The sequence below is a fragment of the Leclercia sp. UBA2479 genome (assembly GCF_002341985.1).
Classification (GTDB): domain Bacteria; phylum Pseudomonadota; class Gammaproteobacteria; order Enterobacterales; family Enterobacteriaceae; genus Enterobacter; species Enterobacter pneumoniae.
The window spans coordinates 462,175-479,832 of the sequence record NZ_DDPB01000013.1; the positions used below are offsets into that span (position 1 = coordinate 462,175).

Below are 17,658 nucleotides of genomic sequence, written 5' to 3' on the forward strand. Positions count from 1 at the left end.
GTCGCTCCTGAATAAAAAAAACATCCTCGCATAGTTTCCGCGTCAGGTCTGTGTCCAATACGGAAATTCTTAAATGTTAATGAATTTAACTTAAGGTTACGAAATTGTGAGTTGGTGCAGAAATCGGCGATCCAGGAGAAATCCATGCTGCAAATTACCACGATTCCGATATTGACAAATGCGATGACCTGTCAAACTTCGCTTATATCACTGGTGTATGGCCAGAACGAACTATACGGAGGTCTTTATGGCAGACTTTACTATGTCGAAGCCGATCTTTAATGGTAAACACCCGAAAACCTCCACGTCAGGTAATATTGCCTATGCCCTGTTTGTACTGTTCTGCTTCTGGGCGGGTTCGCAGTTTTTGAACATGTTGGTGCATGCACCTGGCGTCTATGAACATTTGATGCAGGTAGAGGACAGCGGCCGCCCGCGCGTTGAAATCGGACTGGGCGTGGGAACCATCTTTGGACTGATTCCCTTCCTGGTGGGCTGCGTCATCCTGAGTGTTGTGGCGCTAGTTAACCGCTGGCGTCGCCACCACTAATTCATTGCCATACAGCGAGCCCGACGATCGTCGACACGCTTCGCAAACCAGGCTGTGGTCAGGTTGCGCGTGATCTTCGGGCTCTCAAGCTGAATGCCTGGCAACATCTCTCGCGGCAACGTCTTTCCACTCTTCTGCTCCGCTAACGCATAAACTTGCTGATAAAGTTTCGTTTTCTCGAAGCTCTGGCTATCACTCTTCTCCAGCTGGTGTCGAATCTCGCTCTCGCTCATATCCAGCTTCCCGGCCAGCTTGCGAACCGCCATCTCGGTTTTGCCCGCCGTGCGGCTACCATAAGCAATTAAATCGCCATCCAGCGCCAGCTTCACACCGCTGGCGCGGCTGACGGCATTCTGAAATGCCGCGTTACGGCTCGCGTACCAGCCTGCATTGAAGTCGGCAAAGCGGTACAGCGGCGCACTGTAGCTGGCAGGGTAATTGAGCAGATGATAAGTCCCAAACCACAAACCTCCGCGCAGGGAAAAGACCTCCTGACGCACGGTACCGTCATACTTCCATGGGTAACCGTCGGTGTGTTTCTCGGCAAAGGCGATACTGACCTGCATCGGCCCGCCGGTATGCACCGGGTTAAGCGAGCCGAAGAGCTTTTGCCCCATCGGCACCATGCTGATCATATCGTCGAAGATTTCACTCAACTGCTTCTCGGTTTTCACCGTGTCCAGCCGCTCGCTATAACTCTTGCCATCAGGAGAGGTGATTTTGAGGGCGGTATGGACCAGAAACGCCGGTATATGCATCGATTCTGCCCGTCGGTCGATCTCCTTCCAGGCGATCTTGTTCAGCCCGGGCACCTTAGGGTCGGATTGATACATTGACTCCTGCTGCGCTACCGCCAGTACCGAACAGATATTCTCTTCGGTCGGGGCTATCTTCTGGCTATCGAAGGTCTTTGCCAGCGCGCTGGCCCACTGGTCGCGATCTTTCACGCTGGCGGGCATTTTCTGCCGCACCACGCTCGCGACATCGACGGGTTTCTCGCCCTTTTTAAGCGGGGCTGCACCTTGCTCAGCACAGCCTGCCAGCACCAGGGCGGCAAGGAGCGTTAACGGTAAGGCGCGTGATACGGCAAAAGGCATAACGACTCCCTGTATTAGCTTAACGTGTTGGTCACTTCCTGCAGTGGCTGGTTATCCAGCTCGCGTTCAAAGCTGCGTAAACGTTTATAGATAGACATCAACTCTACCAGCGTAGTCCAGGAGCTGATGAGATACTGGAACGAGCCCCTAACCTGGCCGAAGACGTTGGTGATCTGAGTCATCAGACCGAGGGTAATGGTACCGGCAACGATCGACGGGAACAGCAGGAATAAGCCGAATACGTTATCGACCTGCAGATAGAGAATGCGCGCAATGTTGAAGTACATGTAGTGGAAATAGAGGCGGAAATAGTTTTGACGTACCGCGCTGAACAGCTGACGCACAGTAGGCGGCGAGGCCCGGTTAGCGTCATCTTCACCGTAAACCAGCTCTTTACGGTAGGCGGCTTCAACGCGCTGGTTTTTGAACTCCAGCCCTGGCAGTTTGATCCCCACCACCGCCAGTAAACCGGTGCCCATCAGCGACCAGATAATTGCGGCGATAACCAGGCCGTACGGAACATGGCCGATAATGGGCAGATCCGGCACGTGAGCCGACAGGGTAACCAGTACCGGCAGGAAAGCGATCAGCGTCATGATGGCGTTGAGAAAGCTCACTCCCATATCCTCCAGCGTAGAGGCGAAACGCATCGTATCTTCTTGCACACGCTGGGCGGCACCTTCGATATGACGTAACTGCTGCCAGTGGGCCATATAGTGCTCGTTCATGGCGGTACGCCAGCGGAACACATAGTGGCTGACAAAGAAGTTATTCATCACGCCAATGATCACGGCGATCAGCGCGATGCCGAGGAAGACCCCCACTTCGTGATAAAACTGGTCGATAGAGACCTTGTGCGGGGAACTGAGTGCCTTCTGGATCAGATCATAGAAGGGGGCATACCAGGCGTTGACCGCGACCCCGACTTCCACCAAAAACCAGGTGACAAAAATAATCAATGCCGTTCCCAGCACGGACCAGTACTGCCAGCGATGGGGTGAAAAGGTAAACCAAAAAAGGGCAAACAGCCCAACGCAGAGGGCGTAATAGGCGTAGAACAACAGATAGCTACGCGCCCAGAAACGTGCGGCACTAAGGGGTACGTCGCCGGAGGCACCAATAAGGCGCTCAAGCCAGGCGCCGCCCCCGGCCTGCCAGAAAATAACGGCGATAAGGCCCCATATAAATGCCGAGAGGAAAAAGGGCCCCGGCTTTGGGAAAAATGACTTAAACATAAAACTTCCTTCTTGTAATTATGGCTGTTGCTGTGTTCAACACATCACCACACGACATTGCATCCACCAGCCGGTCTCCGGCCGGTGCAAAAAAATCAGACCTGACGGGTAATTATTAGTTCGCTTTCCAGTGGGCGAGAATTGTTTCGGTGAGTTTCACACCCGGCGGATTGCCGGGAGCAATCAGATCGCGCCAGACATCGTTGTAGTGGTTTATCAGCGTTTCTGCCCGGGCGGCAGGACGGTGGGCGGTGGTGTGCGCATCACCGGCGACGGTGATATGGTATCCCCGGCTAACGCCATTTTTAAGGGTAGTATCCACGCAGTAGTCGGTAGCACAGCCGCAAAGCACAAAATGATGAATGTCCAGCTCGCTCAATAACGCGGCGAGCGAGGTGCGGTAAAACGCATCGCACGCCGTTTTGGTCACGTAGTGCGCCCCTTCCGGCTGGTGCAGTTCAGGTAACAACGCAAACCCCTCGCTCCCCTCTTCCAGCCCACCGGCTTCGGTATGCTGGATAAAAATGACCGTATCGGCGGCCTGGGTTAACTGATTGATACGTGAAACACATTGTTCGCGCTGAATACGAGGGGTCGCAAAAACACCTTGCTGCATATCGACAACCATCACCACACGCTTTTCTGACATCACCTTCTCCGGGTCGCTGAGCTACGTAGGGGTCTATCATAAGCCCGATGTCACAAAATGGGAGATGGCACGTAATGAAATTGTTTTTATTTACTCGCGGTTACGTTTTTCCCGCTATCGTTAGGCTATTCAGCCCATTGCACCGGGCACGTTAGTAGTATAAATACGCTTAATTATCTTCATTTCTCTTATGGATGCTTTTCGTTGAAATCTTGTCTGCTATCTATTGCCGCGCTGTGTGCGGTGAGCCTTTCGACGGTTCAGGCTGCCCAACCGCTGACCACCCCGGCACTTGCCTCTGATATTGCCGACCGTTACGCAAACCTGATCTATTACGGCAGCGGCGCAACCGGTATGGCACTGGTTGTTATTGATGGTAATCAGCGCGTGTTTCGGAGCTTTGGCGAAACGCGTCCAGGCAATAATATTCATCCGCAGCTGGACTCCGTGGTTCGTATTGCGTCCTTAACCAAATTAATGACCAGCGAGATGCTGGTGAAATTACTCGATCAGGGGGTCGTGAAGCTTAACGACCCGCTGAGCAAATATGCGCCACCGGGTGCACGGGTGCCAACCTATCAGGGCACCCCTATCACCCTGGTTAATCTGGCGACGCACACCAGCGCCCTGCCGCGTGAACAACCGGGCGGTGCGGCGCATCGGCCGGTCTTCGTCTGGCCAACCCGCGAACAGCGCTGGAACTATCTGAGCACCGCGAACCTGAAAACCACGCCGGGCTCCCAGGCAGCCTACTCAAACCTGGCATTCGATTTACTGGCTGATGCCCTGGCTACCGCCTCGGGTAAACCTTATACCCAGTTGTTTGAAGAGCAGATTACGCGCCCGTTGGGCATGAAAGACACCACCTTTACCCCCTCACCGGATCAGTGCAAACGCCTGATGGTGGCAGAGAAAGGGGCCAGCCCATGTAACAACACGCTGGCAGCCATTGGCAGCGGCGGTGTCTATTCCACACCCGGCGATATGATGCGCTGGATGCAGCAGTTCCTCTCTTCCGATTTCTATTCGCGCAGCACTCAGGCTGACCGGATGCAGACGCTGATTTATCAGCGCAGCCAGTTCCAGCGCGTCATTGGCATGGATGTACCGGGCAAAGCGGACGCGCTGGGTCTGGGCTGGGTGTATATGGCGCCAAAGAACGGGCATCCGGGAATTATTCAGAAAACAGGCGGCGGTGGCGGCTTTATTACCTATATGGCGATGATCCCACAATCGAACGTTGGCGCCTTTGTGGTGGTCACTCGCTCCCCCAATACCCGTTTCGTCAACATGAGCGATGGTATTAATAAACTGGTCACGGAACTCAGTGACAACAAAGCTCAGGTTGTTCCTGCTTCCTGATCGCGTTAATACTCTGCGGGTAAACGGTTGATACTGACCAGTTTACCCCGAACCATATTGATGTAATTCCCCTGACGCAACGCGGCCAGCACTTCGGCTACCACAGAGCGCGAAATCCGCGTGCGTCGCTGGATGTAATTCATTACCCCCACGCGCATAAGCAGCGTCTCATCCCACTGGGCCATATCCAGCAGTGTCGAGCGGATCTGGCTATAGGAGTTGTTTCCTACTAGCTGTTTATCGCGTATTTCCATGACCCGATGATGCCATGAGAGCCAGCAAAAGGCCTCCCGCCACAGGCCGGCTTGTTGTATGAGGGTGCGGGCCGTGGCCGCAGGAAGGTAAAAACCCGTGCAGGGTGAATGGGTGATAAGTTTGTATTCGGTACTACAGCCCATCATTCCGGCATTAATGCCAAAGATATAGGGTGCGGTAACTATTTCCATCAACAAGTCATCTTGCTGCCGATGAATTGCCAGCGTGCCGGTTTGCAGCAATAACGCAAACTGCTCCTCTTCGAAGACTTCCCCAAATACAGAGTGTTGTCCTGCCAGTTTGAACGTTTTGCTATGGTCAAAAAGGCACTTTTCAAGCCGGGAGAATTCAGGAACCGGCTTTGCGTAACGGTTCATGCAGACCTCAAATCATCCTTGAAAATACAATGGGGAGGCAAAGCCTCCCCATTTTACAACGACTACCAGGTGTATTTCACACCCAGGTTAGCACCCCAGTCCTGCTCAACGTCGCCGCCGCCCAGGTAGGTGGCGTCAGTATAAGCGCTGAAGTTTTTGGTAAAGCTGAACTGCGTTCCCAGACCCGCACTTACCGCAGAGCCTTTCACTCCGTTATCAATGCTATCGCCGTTAACATCAGCATTCTCGCTGGCATCGTCATAGACATAAGCCAGTTTGAAGTATGGCGTTAACGCCTGATCGTCACCGTAACCGAAGGTGTAACCCGCGTCTAAACCGAGTTCATAACGCATGCTGTTATAAGACTGCGAACCCACCTGCAGGTCGTTGCTCAGACGATAGTCATCACCCGACTGGAACAGGCCAGAAACCGCGGCATATGGCGTTAAGTAGCCTGCGTCGTTCGGCATCCAGTCGTAACCAAGCTTCAGGCCAAAGCCCCAGGCATCGGTATTCGTGCTGCCGTCAACGTACTCGCCGTTGCTCATGGTCGCGCTCAGATCATTGTTGAAGCGGGTATAGCTCATGCTGCCATCGAGGAACATATCGTTGGCAAATTTAGCAGCGGAGTAGATCATCGCCGTCTGGCTATCCTGATCCACCTGACCTGAACGGTCATTCATGTCGCCTTTAGCGAAGGCTGCAGCTGCACCGACGGTCCATTTCGCGCTGTTGCCATCAATCTGGGTATCTACACCCACCATGATGCCGCTCACGTCCTGATCGTACTTGATGACATCGTTGTCGCCATCGACGTTACCGCCAAAGAAGCTAACCCAGGCGCCGCCCTGATCCGTCAGGCCATGACGCCCATTGGTCAGGCGGGTGCCTACGGTATCCTGCTGCAGATTCCAGATATTGGTATTCGCAGAAGGAATGCTCAGCGCCATATTGGCGTAATCCGTTAAGCGTTCCTGATTCAGAACAACAGTATCGCCCTTCTGCTGTGCCTGGTAGGTATATGCACCCAGATCGGCGCGGTTAGCCGCCGTGAAGGAGACGCGGGTATCAGCGTTGTTATCATAAACACGGATAAGCTCTTTGTTGCGATAATCTGCAACGCCGCCTTTACCGGTCGCGTTATCAAGACGCACTTTGTAGTTACCTGAGGTTTCACCATTAACGGCCAGATGACCATCAGCGTTGATGGCAATCACACCGTAATCGTACCCACTCTTCGTGCTGTCATTAGTGATATAACGCGCGTTGTTCAGATCGGAATTGAACACATAATCGCGGCTGGCAACGTTCAGCACGCCGCCGTCGGTCAGCACCAGTTTATGGGTATCAACCTGGCCCAGACCCAGCGCCAGCTCAGAACGGTTATCGACGGTGATGGTGTTCGCGTACAGATCGGCAAGCTCCTGAGTCAGGGTTGCCTGGCTGCTGCTGTCGAGGTACAAGCTGTTGGTTGCCACACTACCGGCATCACCGATATTCAGGGTAGAGGCGTTAGTCAGCGTAATGCTATCGGCCAGCAGGCCGGAGTTTTCGACATTAACCTGAGAATGGTTCTTCACGGTCAACGCATCGATGTTCGACTCTTTACGCGTGTCCCACTCTGAACCGTTATCCAGCGTAACGTTGAAAATACCGCTCTGATAAACCTGGGTACCCACCAGATGGTTGTTACTGTTGAAGGTTGAATCAGGCCAGATGCTGTTTGGTAACAGGGTAGTCAGATCAACGCTGCTATACCCCAGACCATACATCTGAGACGGGGCGATCATCTCCACGCTGGAGGTCGCCGCACCGACCCACTTGCTGCCATTGGTTAAGGTCAGATCCAGTTTATCGGTACCGTCCCAGCCGTTGGTGGTTGGGTTGTAAACGCCGTCGGCAGTGGTATCGGTCGCCGGGTCACCATTGACAAAGAAGTTATTATCAAAGGTGCTGGAGAACAACACATCGCCTGTCAGGGTCGAGTGGTCAAAGCTTGCCACCGTCTGCATGGCGTTATCTGCCGCGCCAGCCGCAACGATGAGCGCAGCATCATCCTGTGAGGTGGCACCCGGATTGCCGTAGTCGCTCGGCTTCGCTGACTGACCATAAAAACCGGTGGTTCCCAGGTCGCTGTAGGCACCGGATGTGACAGCAGAGTCGGTCACTTTGAGGGTGTTATTGAAGACATGCGCGCTGTTTTCGATGCCAACGGTGCTGTCGTAAGGGGTATTGTCCGGGTAGTTATAACCCTGAGTCAGGGTTATAACCGCGATGCGGGAGTTGTTTTCGATAACGATATCAGACTCAACATCCAGACTGATAGCATTGCCGAGCGCGTAGGTATCCCAGTAGTTGGTGGTAGTGCCGCCTGTTACCACGTCGTAAGCGTAATGCTCATAGGTGTCGTTAATGGTGGTATTATTCACCCTCAATGCGAAGCGGTCGTACTGGTAGTGGGTAGAACCGTCGCGATTCACGCCGCCCGCACACTCCGTGGTGATACATTCAGAGGTGACCATACCATTAAGGGTACTGTTGCTGATGGAGAGCGAGTTGGTTTTACCGCCGACTGCATCATCAAGGTAGTAACCAGAGATCACCCCGTTTACGACAGATTTGTTGATAACCGGATAGATATCGCCATCAACCGTGGCACTGGCATTGCGCCAGTCAGTGTAACCGTTATACAGCGTAGAGGCGGCGGTACCATCGTAGCCAAAGGTATTATAGGTTGTACCAGAAATATCTTTTGCATTTGCCTGAGAAGCGATAGCCATCGTGCAGGCTAATGCAATTTGAGATACAACAAGTTTCTTTTTCCATTTTTGCATTGGGTCATCCCTCCTCAGGGACGTAAGCAAGTTTGTCCATAAATACACAGCAAATAAATTGCGCAATGAATTATGCCGCCTCAAAACAAAATGGTTCAATGAATCGATGAATTATGTCCGAAAACAGACAGAATTAATAAACACTTTTTAATCGACAAAAATAAATTAAAAAACAATTTAAAAACAAGCTGTTATATTAAAACAAAAGATACAGCGTAAAAAACGAAAGATCAGAAAAATAAATCAACAAAGCGAAAAAAAATTATCATGAATATTAAAAAGAAACATGAAAGATAAATTACCCGTTAGTCACAAGGCGTTAGATAAGAAATAACATAAAGAAAACACTTTTTGAGGATGACGATATTATTGCCCTACTTATTTCCTGACATTAATCAGGTTCATAAACCCGCGGGTACCGTACCGATCCGGGGCTTAAGGCTAAACGACAACTTTAGTAAAACAGTCCGGCAGCAGTTCAGGTAAACTGGTGCTCCTTATTTTCGCAAACGTCAGGCATACCATGACCGATTTAATTGCACGTCCCCGTCGCCTGCGCAAGTCACCCGCACTGCGCGCTATGTTTGAAGAGACAACACTGAGCTTAAACGATCTGGTGTTGCCGATTTTTGTTGAAGAAGAGATCGATGACTACAAAGCCATTGATGCTATGCCGGGCGTGATGCGCATTCCGGAAAAGCATCTGGCACGTGAGATCGAGCGTATCGCCAACGCCGGGATCCGCTCGGTGATGACCTTTGGTATCTCCCATCACACCGATGCCACCGGCAGCGATGCGTGGAAAGAGGATGGCCTCGTCGCCCGCATGTCCCGGATCTGCAAAGAGGCCGTGCCGGAGATGATCGTTATGTCCGATACCTGCTTCTGCGAATACACCTCTCACGGCCACTGCGGCGTACTGTGCGATCACGGCGTAGACAATGACGCTACTCTGCTTAATCTCGGCAAACAGGCGGTTGTCGCCGCTGCCGCAGGGGCTGATTTCATCGCGCCATCGGCGGCAATGGATGGCCAGGTGCAGGCGATTCGCCAGGCGCTGGATGCGGCGGGTTTTACCGACACCGCCATCATGTCCTACTCCACTAAATTTGCCTCCTCTTTCTACGGCCCGTTCCGTGAAGCCGCAGGAACCGCGCTGAAAGGCGACCGCAAAACTTATCAGATGAACCCGCTGAACCGCCGCGAAGCGATCCGTGAATCCCTTCTCGACGAAGCTCAGGGTGCCGACTGCCTGATGGTGAAGCCGGCGGGGGCCTATCTGGATATTCTGCGCGACATCCGCGAGCGTACCGAGCTGCCATTGGGTGCTTATCAGGTGAGCGGTGAATACGCGATGATCAAATTCGCCGCACAGGCGGGCGCCATCGACGAAGAGAAAGTGATCCTGGAGAGCCTGGGAGCGATCAAACGCGCGGGCGCGGATCTGATCTTCAGCTACTTCGCGCTGGATCTGGCTGAGAAGAAAATTCTGCGCTAATCCCCCACTCGACCGGGTAGCGGCTTTGCCCTGCCCGGCCTGAACCCCCCCGCACGAATCTTCACTAATCTGCAATAGAAACGACATCTGGCCCTACTACTGTCTCGGCAGGACAGGAGGAGAAGCCACCATGTTTAGTCTCGACAGCGTTCTCGATGACCTTTGGCCTCAGGCGAGGCCTGCGCCCTGGCAAAAAAGCCTGCTAAAAAAGCTATTTTATGAAGAAGAGTTTCAGCAGTTCGCCGCTACCCACCGCCACCTGAAAGGACTCGATATGGTGGAGCAGGTTCTGGAGCACCTGGATATTCATTGCACCGTCTCCGCCCGCGATCTCGAACAAATCCCCGAACACGGCCCGCTGGTCATCATGGCAAATCACCCCACAGGGACTCTCGACGGGCTGGCGCTCATGTACGCCGTCTCGCGCGTTCGCCGCGATGTCAAAGTGGTAACCAATCGTATGCTGACGCACCTTGAGCCGTTAAGTTCGCTGTTTATCCCGGTGGATAACCTGGGCGGTAAAACGGCGAAAACGTCGTTGATACAGATGGAACAGCATCTGCAAAACGCCGGTGTGCTTATCTTCTTCCCGGCGGGCGAGGTGTCGCGCCCCACCCGCAAAGGGATCCGCGATAAAAAGTGGCATTCCGGCTTTATTAAACTCGCCGGTAAGCTTCGGGCCCCCTTGCTGCCGGTGCACATTCAGGCACATAACAGCCTGCTGTTTTACGCCACCACGCTGATCTCCCCTACCCTTCCCCTGCTGTTATTGATGCAGCAAATGTTCCGCCGCCGCCACAGCGCGCTGCCGATTAAGATCGGCGAGCAGATTACCTGGCACAGCTGGTTTAGCCCCACCTTATCGCCCCGTGAGATGGCAGAGCAGTGCCGCCGGCACGTAGTGCGTTTGGGGAAAGGACTGCCCGGTATCTTTAAAACTGTCTCTGCGATTGCCCGCCCCGAAGATCGGGCGCTGCTCAAACGAGAGCTGGCGCTGGCGGAGTGTCTCGGGAAAACCGGCGACGGAAAAATCATCTATTTATGGCAACGCAACGGGCAGGAAGAGGCCCCGCTTCTGCGCGAACTGGGGCGTTTACGGGAAATTTCGTTCCGGGCCGTGGGGGAAGGCAGCGGCAGACGACGCGATACCGACAGCTATGACGATGACTACCTGCACCTGATCCTGTGGGATGAAGAGGAGCTGGAGATCGTTGGCGCCTACCGCTTTATGCCCACGGCCGCTCAGGTCGAAAAACGTGGCGTGGAGGGGCTGTACAGCTACAGCTTGTTCCAGTACGACGACAAAATGGAAGAGGTGCTGGCGCATGGCATTGAGCTGGGACGCAGCTTCATTCAGCCACGCTACTGGGGGCGTCGCGGGCTGGATTATCTCTGGTCTGGCATTGGCGCCTGGCTGGCTCGCTATCCGCATTATCGTTATCTGTTTGGCCCGGTCTCAATTTCAGGGGGACTACCGCCCGACGCCCGGGATTTACTGGTGGCCTTTTACCGCCTCTGGTTCCCGGCGAGCCACCCGTTGGCGGCTTCTCGCCAGCCTTATCCCGCGTCGCTGCCTGACGTGCTGGCGCAGTTTGGTGGGGTAGATTATGTTGATGACCTGACCCGGCTGAAATCACTGCTGGGTAATATGGGCTGCGGCATTCCGCCGCTCTATAAACAGTACTCTGAACTGTGCGAACCCGGCGGCGTGCAATTTATCGATTTTGGCAGCGATCCGGCCTTCAACAACTGCGTTGATGGGCTGGTGCTGGTGGATTTGTGTTATCTGAAGGCGAACCGCTATCAGCGGTATATTGAGGCGCATTTACCTCCCTCACCCTAAAAGGGAAAAGCTGAACACCGTACTACCCCATCTCCTCGCCCCAAAGGGGCGAGGAGATGGTGAAGGGAATCAGCTCGCACGATAAAACGGTTTATCCCCCAAAATTGTCGCTCGCTGCATAATCCGGCGCTGCGGCAGGTAATCCGCGTTGGCATAGTGCTGCGTCACGCGGTTATCCCAGATAGCCAGATCGTTCTCCTGCCAGCGCCAGCGCACCTGAAACTCCGGTTTGGTGATATGCGCGAAGAGGAAGTGTAACAGCGCCTCGCTCTCTTTTTCGGTGACGTCCACAATACGGGTGGTAAACCCTTCGTTCACAAACAGCGCCTGTTTGCCCGTCACCGGATGGGTACGCACCACCGGATGCAGCAGCGGAGGATGCTTCGCCACCGCCTCTTGCCAGCGCTGGTGCTCCTCTTCGGTCTTACGGTACTTATACTCCTGGAACGATTTCTTAAAATCGTGCTCCGCTCGCAGTCCGCTCAGTAGCGTCTGGAAGGGTGCCGATAACGCCTCAAAGGCCGCAATACCGCTGGCCCACAGCGTGTCTCCGCCCGTTTCGGGTAACTGTTTCGCCGCCAGAATCGCCCCGGCAGGTGGCGTATCGATAAAGGTCACATCGGTGTGCCAGTTGTCATTATCCGGCGGGTTATTGTTATGGGTATCCAGCACAATTATCTCCTCCACCCCTTCCGCATGGGGATAGACGGGGTGGATATGCAGATCGCCAAAACGCAGTGCCAGCGCACGCTGCTGCTGTGGCGTGATGGCCTGCTCGCGCAGGAAGACCACCTGATGGCGCAGCACCGCATGGTACAGCTGCTCAAACTGGTTATCGCTCAGCGGGCGGCTGACATCCAGGCCCGAGACTTGCGCGCCAATGTACGGCCCCAGCGGGGTAATGGTCAGACGTTCACTCATTGAATCTCTCCATGCCAGGGCGTCAGACGACGCTGTAACGCGCGCAACCCCAGTTCTAATCCGAAGGCAATCACGGCAATCACCGCAATACCTGCCAGCACCACGTCAGTCGCCAGGAACTCTCCTGCCGACTGCACCATAAACCCCAACCCACGCGTGGCGGCGATAAGCTCGGCCGCCACCAGCGTCGACCAGCCCACGCCAAGACCAATACGCAGCCCGGTTAAAATTTCCGGCAAAGCACCGGGCAAAATCACAAAAAGCAGCACCTGCACGCGGCTGGCGCCAAGCGACTGCGCGGCACGAATCCGCACCTGCTGAGCACTTTTCACCCCCGCCAGGGCAGACATCGCCACAGGAGCAAAAATTGCCAGATAGATCAGCAAGATTTTTGAGGTTTCACCGATCCCAAACCAGATAACCATCAGCGGCAGATAGGCCAGCGGCGGCACCGGCCGGTAAAGCTCTATCAGCGGATCCAGAATGCCGCGCAGCGTTGGGCTTAACCCCATCGCGATCCCCACCGGGATGCCGACGACCACTGCCGCCAGCAGCGCCACCAGAATACGCGCCAGGCTGGCCCCTAAGTGCTGCCAGAGCGTGGCGTCCATAAAGCCTTGTGGGCCAGCGATGCTGATCAGTTTTTCCAGCACCTGACCCGGCGGGGGGAGAAAGAGCGGGCTGATCCACTGCTGGGCCGCAACGGCCCACCACACGGCCAGCAGCGCCACCAGCGTACTCACGCTCAACGTGATTTGACGGGAGAAGGGCCAGCGTAATGCGAAGCGCGAGCGCCGCGTATTTTCACCGAAGACAATGCTCACGAGAATGCCTCCCGTTGTTCAAACACGCGACTCAGCACATATTCGCGCTGCTCGATAAACTGCGGATCGGATTTGATACTGCGCACCGGCTCACCCGCCACGTAGCGACGGGCAAAGTCGAGCGACAAGCGCTCCTGCACGCGTCCAGGCCCGGGCGATAACAACACCAGTTCCGTGGCCATAAATATCGCTTCTTCAATATCGTGCGTAATCAACAGCACCTGTTTTCCGGTCTCATGCCACAGACGCAGCAGCAGGGTTTGCATCTGTTCACGGGTGAAGGCGTCGAGCGCCCCAAAGGGCTCATCCAGCAGCAGAAGCTGCGGATTCGCCGCCAGCGCGCGGGCAATTCCCACCCGCTGGCGCTGGCCTCCAGAAAGCTGCCAGATATAGCGTTTTTCCGCCCCTTCGAGCCCCACTTTTTTTAGCATCTCCCGGGCAACGGTCAGGCGCTGCTCACGCCCAAGGCCCGCCAGCTGCAGGCCAAAGGCCACGTTCTCCTGCACGTTACGCCAGGGCAACAGCCCCTCGTTCTGAAACACCACGCCACGTTCCGCGCCTGGCCCCTGGACCTTTTTTCCCTCCAGCTGGATGCTGCCATGCTGATAAGGAACAAACCCGGCAATCAGATTCAACAGCGTGGTTTTACCGCAGCCAGACGGCCCCAACACGACCAGCAGCTCACCGCGGTCGAGCGTCAGATTGATCTCTTCCAGTGCGGGCTTTCCAGCGTAATCCGCAGACAGATGGGTAATATTCAGCATCGCAGGCAACCTTATTTGACAAAGCGGTCGGTAACGTACTGGCTGTAATCTGCCGCTACCGCCGGCACTTTGCCTTGTTCTTTCAGGAAGCCTGCGGTATCCACAATCGCTTTATTCACCGGCCCGGCCAGTTGCTGAGCCTGCTGGGCAGGGGTCAGGTAGGTGTTGCCCTTCACCAGCCCCGGCACGTCCGCCTTCGGTACGCCGCTCAGACGAGAGAGTTTTTCCAGATTATCGGGTTGTTTCAGCCATTCATCCGGATTGACAATGTAGGGCTGCTGGGCGTCGATGGCGCTTTTGGCAAAGGCCTTGACGACCTCGGGATGTTTTTCAGCAAAGTCTTTGCGCACAACCCATACGTCGAGCGTTGGCGCCCCCCACTGCCCCACTTTTTCGGAGTCGGTGAGCACGGTACCCTCTTTTTCCAGCTCATTCACGGCAGGTGCCCAGACGTAGGCGCCATCGATATCGCCGCGCTGCCAGGCGGCAATAATTGCCGGGGGTTGCAGGTTAAGAATTTGGACCTGCCCCGGCTTGATGCCCCAGTGTTTGAGCGCTGCCAGCAGGCTGTAATGGGTGGTGGAGATAAAGGGAACGGCGATGCGCTTGCCGATAAGATCGGCGGGCTTCGTGATACTTTTCTTAACGACCAACGCTTCAGACTGGCCAAGCTGGGACGCCAGCAGAAAAACTTCAATTGGCACCTGCTGGCTGGCCGCCACCGCCAGCGGGCTGGAGCCGAGGTTACCAATCTGTACATCGCCGGAAGCCAGCGCCCGCACGATAGCAGCCCCGCTGTCGAATTTGCGCCAGTCCACGTTGGCGCCGCTCGCCTTTGCAAAGGTGTTATCCGCCTGGGCCACTTTCGCCGGCTCGGCAGAGGTTTGGTACGCGACGGTGACATCCACCGCCTGCGCCTGAAATGCCCACAGCGCCAGCGCGCCGAGTAACGTCATTCTCGATGAAATCGCCATAGTCTCTGTCCCCCTTGTTGTTATGGGAGCAGTATTTCCGGCGAGATCATTTTCATAAAGGAACAAAATCGCATCGCTCATTCCGATTCGTTTTTAGAAAAAAAGCGGCAAAAGATAGTTAAAAACTGACGGAACGCTTTATTGCAATTCTGTTACATCCGTTACATAACCGCAGCCACAGCATTGCCAGCCCGGCGGCAACGGGCATCATAGAGTTACTCTTGTGCAATGGGTGCTGAAATGATCAAAGTCGTGCTGGTAGACGATCACGTAGTGGTCCGTTCCGGGTTCGCCCAGCTATTAAATCTGGAAGATGATCTGGTGGTCGAAGGCCAGTACAGCAGCGCCGCTGAGGCCTGGCCAGCCCTCTCACGGGACGCGATTGACGTCGCCGTGATGGATGTCGCCATGCCCGATGAGAACGGACTGAGCCTGCTTAAGCGGCTGCGTCAGCTACGCCCTCAGTTTCGCGCCATTATTCTGAGCATTTATGACACGCCGGCGTTTGTTCAAAGCGCGCTTGATGCGGGCGCCAGCGGCTATTTGACCAAACGCTGTGGCCCGGAAGAGCTGGTACAGGCGGTACGCTCCGTCGGCATGGGTGGCCACTATTTATGTGCCGATGCGGTAAAAGCGCTGCGCGGCGGCGAGCCGACGTCCAGCGTGCTCAACGTGCTCACCCCACGCGAACGGGAGGTGTTTGAGCTGCTGGTCAAAGGCGAGAGCGTCAAAGAGATTGCCTTTAAACTGGCCCTGAGCCACAAAACCATACACGTCCATCGCGCCAACGTGCTTGGCAAATTACAGTGCAACAGCACCATTGAGCTGGTGCATTTTGCACTCGACAACCAGTTACTCACGGGCCACTGATGCGGCGCCCACTGCGACATCTTATTCTTTCGTTGTTTATTATGCTGGCCTGGGGCACCGGCTGGCTGATGCTATGGACGCTCAGTTTTTACCTCACCCACAATGGCCAGCAGGCGGCGCTTTTTCTGCCACAGGGCGTTTATCTGGCCCTGCTGATTCTGCTCGCACGCCGCTACTGGCCGGCGCTGATCCTGCCCGTGCTGGCGGCGCTGTTGTGGCTGCACGAGGAGCAATTACTTACCCACCAAGTCATGCTCGCGGTGCCGCTAACCGGCCTGCTCAGCGCCTGGTTAGCCCAGCGCTACTGGCACGCGTTTCCCCTCTACTGGCAACGTCTCTCGATGCTGATTGCGGCCGTAACGGTTAATGCCCTGCTGCAAACCCTGCTGTTGTCACCGTTTCTGGAAAGCCCCGCTACCCTGCTATTACTGGCCTCGTTTACCGGTGGGGTGTTGCTTACTCCGTTTGTCTATCTGGTATTTGAATTTTTGCGCCAGCAGCATCGCTATCATCTGCTGGGGCTGGATACCAGCAACCCGCCGCTGCGGACGTCCCTTATTATCTGGTGCAGCCTCTTTTTCATTATCGGCATCGGCACCCAGATGGTGCTCTCCCCATCGCTGGAGCGGTTACTGCTGATTGTGGTATTCCTGCCCAACGTGGTGATGGCGTGGAAATTTGGCTGGCAGGGCGGCGTACTCTCCGGGTTACTCGGCAGCATGATGATCACCATTGCCCGGCAGGTCGGGATCGGATTTAGCGATCTGCTGGAGCTGGAGATTTTCCTCGCCACCCAGTCTCTGCTGGGGATGGGTCTGGGGATCGCCATCAGCCGCCAGCAGCATCTGGCGATGAACCTTGACCGCTACCGCCGTCGGCTGGAAGCGGAGTTACAGGCCCGGCGAGAGCTGACAGAAAAGCTGATCCATACTGAAGAAGATACCCGCAAGCACCTTGCGCGCGAACTGCATGATGAGATTGGCCAGAACATCACCGCTATCCAGATCCAGTCTCAGCTGGTGAAACGGGCGGGCGATACGCCGCTGGCCGTGGAAGCCGCCGGTCAGATTAACGAACTGGCACGTCGTATTCATCACTCCACCCGCCAGCTACTGCGCCAGCTTCGCCCACCGGTGCTGGATGAGCTCTCCCTGAAGGAGGCGCTACATCATCTGGTGAATGAGTTTGCCTTTACCGAGCGCGGCATCACCTGCCGGTTTGACTACCAGCTCCCTGCCCCGCCGCAGAGTGAAACCGTCATTTTCACCCTCTACCGCCTGCTGCAAGAGTTGCTGAATAACGTAAGCAAGCACGCCGACGCCAGCGAGGTGACGATCCTGCTCTGTCAGCGCCATGATCAGCTGCATCTTGAAGTGCGTGATAACGGCAGCGGGATGGGTTCACAGCAGCCAGCCGGGTTTGGTATTCAGGGGATGCGTGAGCGCGTCTCTGCCCTGGGTGGCGATTTGACGCTGGAATCCCACGCGGGGACGCGCGTAATTGTTAACCTGCCCACAAATTTGCAACAAACACCGCATTAACCAGGAAAAAGTCTTAGTCACTCCAGACTTTCTCTCATCCCATTTCAGTCGCGCTTAACTAGAG

15 protein-coding genes are annotated in these 17,658 nt (G+C 55.2%); 6 read left to right on the top strand and 9 right to left on the bottom strand.

The annotated features are described in order from the left end of the window. Nucleotides 1-247: 247 nt before the first annotated feature. Nucleotides 248-550 (top strand): DUF2755 family protein, encoded by a 303-nt coding sequence (locus B3B59_RS20045; protein WP_286809823.1) that lies wholly within the window; start codon nucleotides 248-250, stop codon nucleotides 548-550. Here B3B59_RS20045 and B3B59_RS20050 read toward each other — a convergent pair. The 3 genes from B3B59_RS20050 to B3B59_RS20060 form a co-directional block, all read right to left on the bottom strand. Next, nucleotides 547-1,647, bottom strand: a complete 1,101-nt coding sequence (locus B3B59_RS20050) for a DUF1615 domain-containing protein (RefSeq protein ID WP_286809824.1) — start codon at nucleotides 1,645-1,647, stop codon at nucleotides 547-549. The genes B3B59_RS20045 and B3B59_RS20050 overlap by 4 nt on opposite strands. Nucleotides 1,648-1,661: 14 nt before the next feature. Then, entirely contained in the window at nucleotides 1,662-2,882 is a 1,221-nt protein-coding gene (sbmA, locus tag B3B59_RS20055) for a peptide antibiotic transporter SbmA (RefSeq protein WP_040076981.1), read from the bottom strand. 115 nt (nucleotides 2,883-2,997) lie between these two features. After that, on the bottom strand, nucleotides 2,998-3,531 hold the full coding sequence (locus B3B59_RS20060) for an isochorismatase family protein (protein ID WP_040076982.1): 534 nt from the start codon (nucleotides 3,529-3,531) through the stop codon (nucleotides 2,998-3,000). Nucleotides 3,532-3,735: 204 nt separating this feature from the next. On the opposite strand from B3B59_RS20060, the gene ampH reads away from it, so the two are divergent. Further along, entirely contained in the window at nucleotides 3,736-4,893 is a 1,158-nt protein-coding gene (gene ampH / locus B3B59_RS20065) for a D-alanyl-D-alanine-carboxypeptidase/endopeptidase AmpH (protein ID WP_040076983.1), read from the top strand. Between the two features lie 5 nt (nucleotides 4,894-4,898). On the opposite strand, the gene B3B59_RS20070 is transcribed toward ampH, so the two are convergent. After that, nucleotides 4,899-5,525: a helix-turn-helix domain-containing protein gene (locus B3B59_RS20070; protein ID WP_286809825.1), complete on the bottom strand. Its 627-nt coding sequence runs from the start codon at nucleotides 5,523-5,525 to the stop codon at nucleotides 4,899-4,901. 62 nt (nucleotides 5,526-5,587) lie between these two features. Continuing rightward, a complete protein-coding gene (locus B3B59_RS20075; RefSeq protein ID WP_286809826.1) occupies nucleotides 5,588-8,359 on the bottom strand; it encodes an autotransporter outer membrane beta-barrel domain-containing protein in 2,772 nt (923 codons plus the stop codon). Nucleotides 8,360-8,882: 523 nt separating this feature from the next. On the opposite strand from B3B59_RS20075, the gene hemB reads away from it, so the two are divergent. Beyond that, complete coding sequence (gene hemB, locus B3B59_RS20080; RefSeq protein ID WP_207293077.1) at nucleotides 8,883-9,857, top strand: porphobilinogen synthase; 975 nt, start codon at nucleotides 8,883-8,885, stop codon at nucleotides 9,855-9,857. 130 nt (nucleotides 9,858-9,987) lie between these two features. Next, nucleotides 9,988-11,700, top strand: coding sequence for a lysophospholipid acyltransferase family protein (locus B3B59_RS20085; protein ID WP_286809827.1), 1,713 nt, complete (start codon nucleotides 9,988-9,990; stop codon nucleotides 11,698-11,700). A 69-nt stretch (nucleotides 11,701-11,769) separates the two neighbouring features. Here B3B59_RS20085 and tauD read toward each other — a convergent pair whose 3' ends face one another. Genes tauD through tauA form a run of 4 tightly spaced genes read right to left on the bottom strand, consistent with a single transcriptional unit; the run spans nucleotide 11,770 to nucleotide 15,183 of the window. Further along, entirely contained in the window at nucleotides 11,770-12,621 is an 852-nt protein-coding gene (gene tauD / locus B3B59_RS20090; protein ID WP_207293075.1) for a taurine dioxygenase, read from the bottom strand. Next, nucleotides 12,618-13,445 (bottom strand): taurine ABC transporter permease TauC, encoded by an 828-nt coding sequence (gene tauC / locus B3B59_RS20095; protein WP_286809828.1) that lies wholly within the window; start codon nucleotides 13,443-13,445, stop codon nucleotides 12,618-12,620. Before tauC ends, tauD begins: the two co-directional genes overlap by 4 nt. Next, nucleotides 13,442-14,209, bottom strand: coding sequence for a taurine ABC transporter ATP-binding subunit (gene tauB, locus B3B59_RS20100; RefSeq protein ID WP_286809835.1), 768 nt, complete (start codon nucleotides 14,207-14,209; stop codon nucleotides 13,442-13,444). Before tauB ends, tauC begins: the two co-directional genes overlap by 4 nt. Nucleotides 14,210-14,220: 11 nt before the next feature. After that, nucleotides 14,221-15,183 (bottom strand): taurine ABC transporter substrate-binding protein, encoded by a 963-nt coding sequence (tauA, locus tag B3B59_RS20105; protein WP_286809837.1) that lies wholly within the window; start codon nucleotides 15,181-15,183, stop codon nucleotides 14,221-14,223. Nucleotides 15,184-15,423: 240 nt separating this feature from the next. Between tauA and B3B59_RS20110 the strand changes: the two genes are divergently transcribed. Together B3B59_RS20110 and B3B59_RS20115 are read left to right on the top strand one after the other, a co-directional pair. Further along, nucleotides 15,424-16,053 (top strand): response regulator transcription factor, encoded by a 630-nt coding sequence (locus B3B59_RS20110; RefSeq protein ID WP_286809838.1) that lies wholly within the window; start codon nucleotides 15,424-15,426, stop codon nucleotides 16,051-16,053. Beyond that, nucleotides 16,053-17,594: an MASE1 domain-containing sensor histidine kinase gene (locus B3B59_RS20115; RefSeq protein ID WP_286809839.1), complete on the top strand. Its 1,542-nt coding sequence runs from the start codon at nucleotides 16,053-16,055 to the stop codon at nucleotides 17,592-17,594. Before B3B59_RS20110 ends, B3B59_RS20115 begins: the two co-directional genes overlap by 1 nt. The last annotated feature ends 64 nt before the right edge of the window (nucleotides 17,595-17,658 follow it).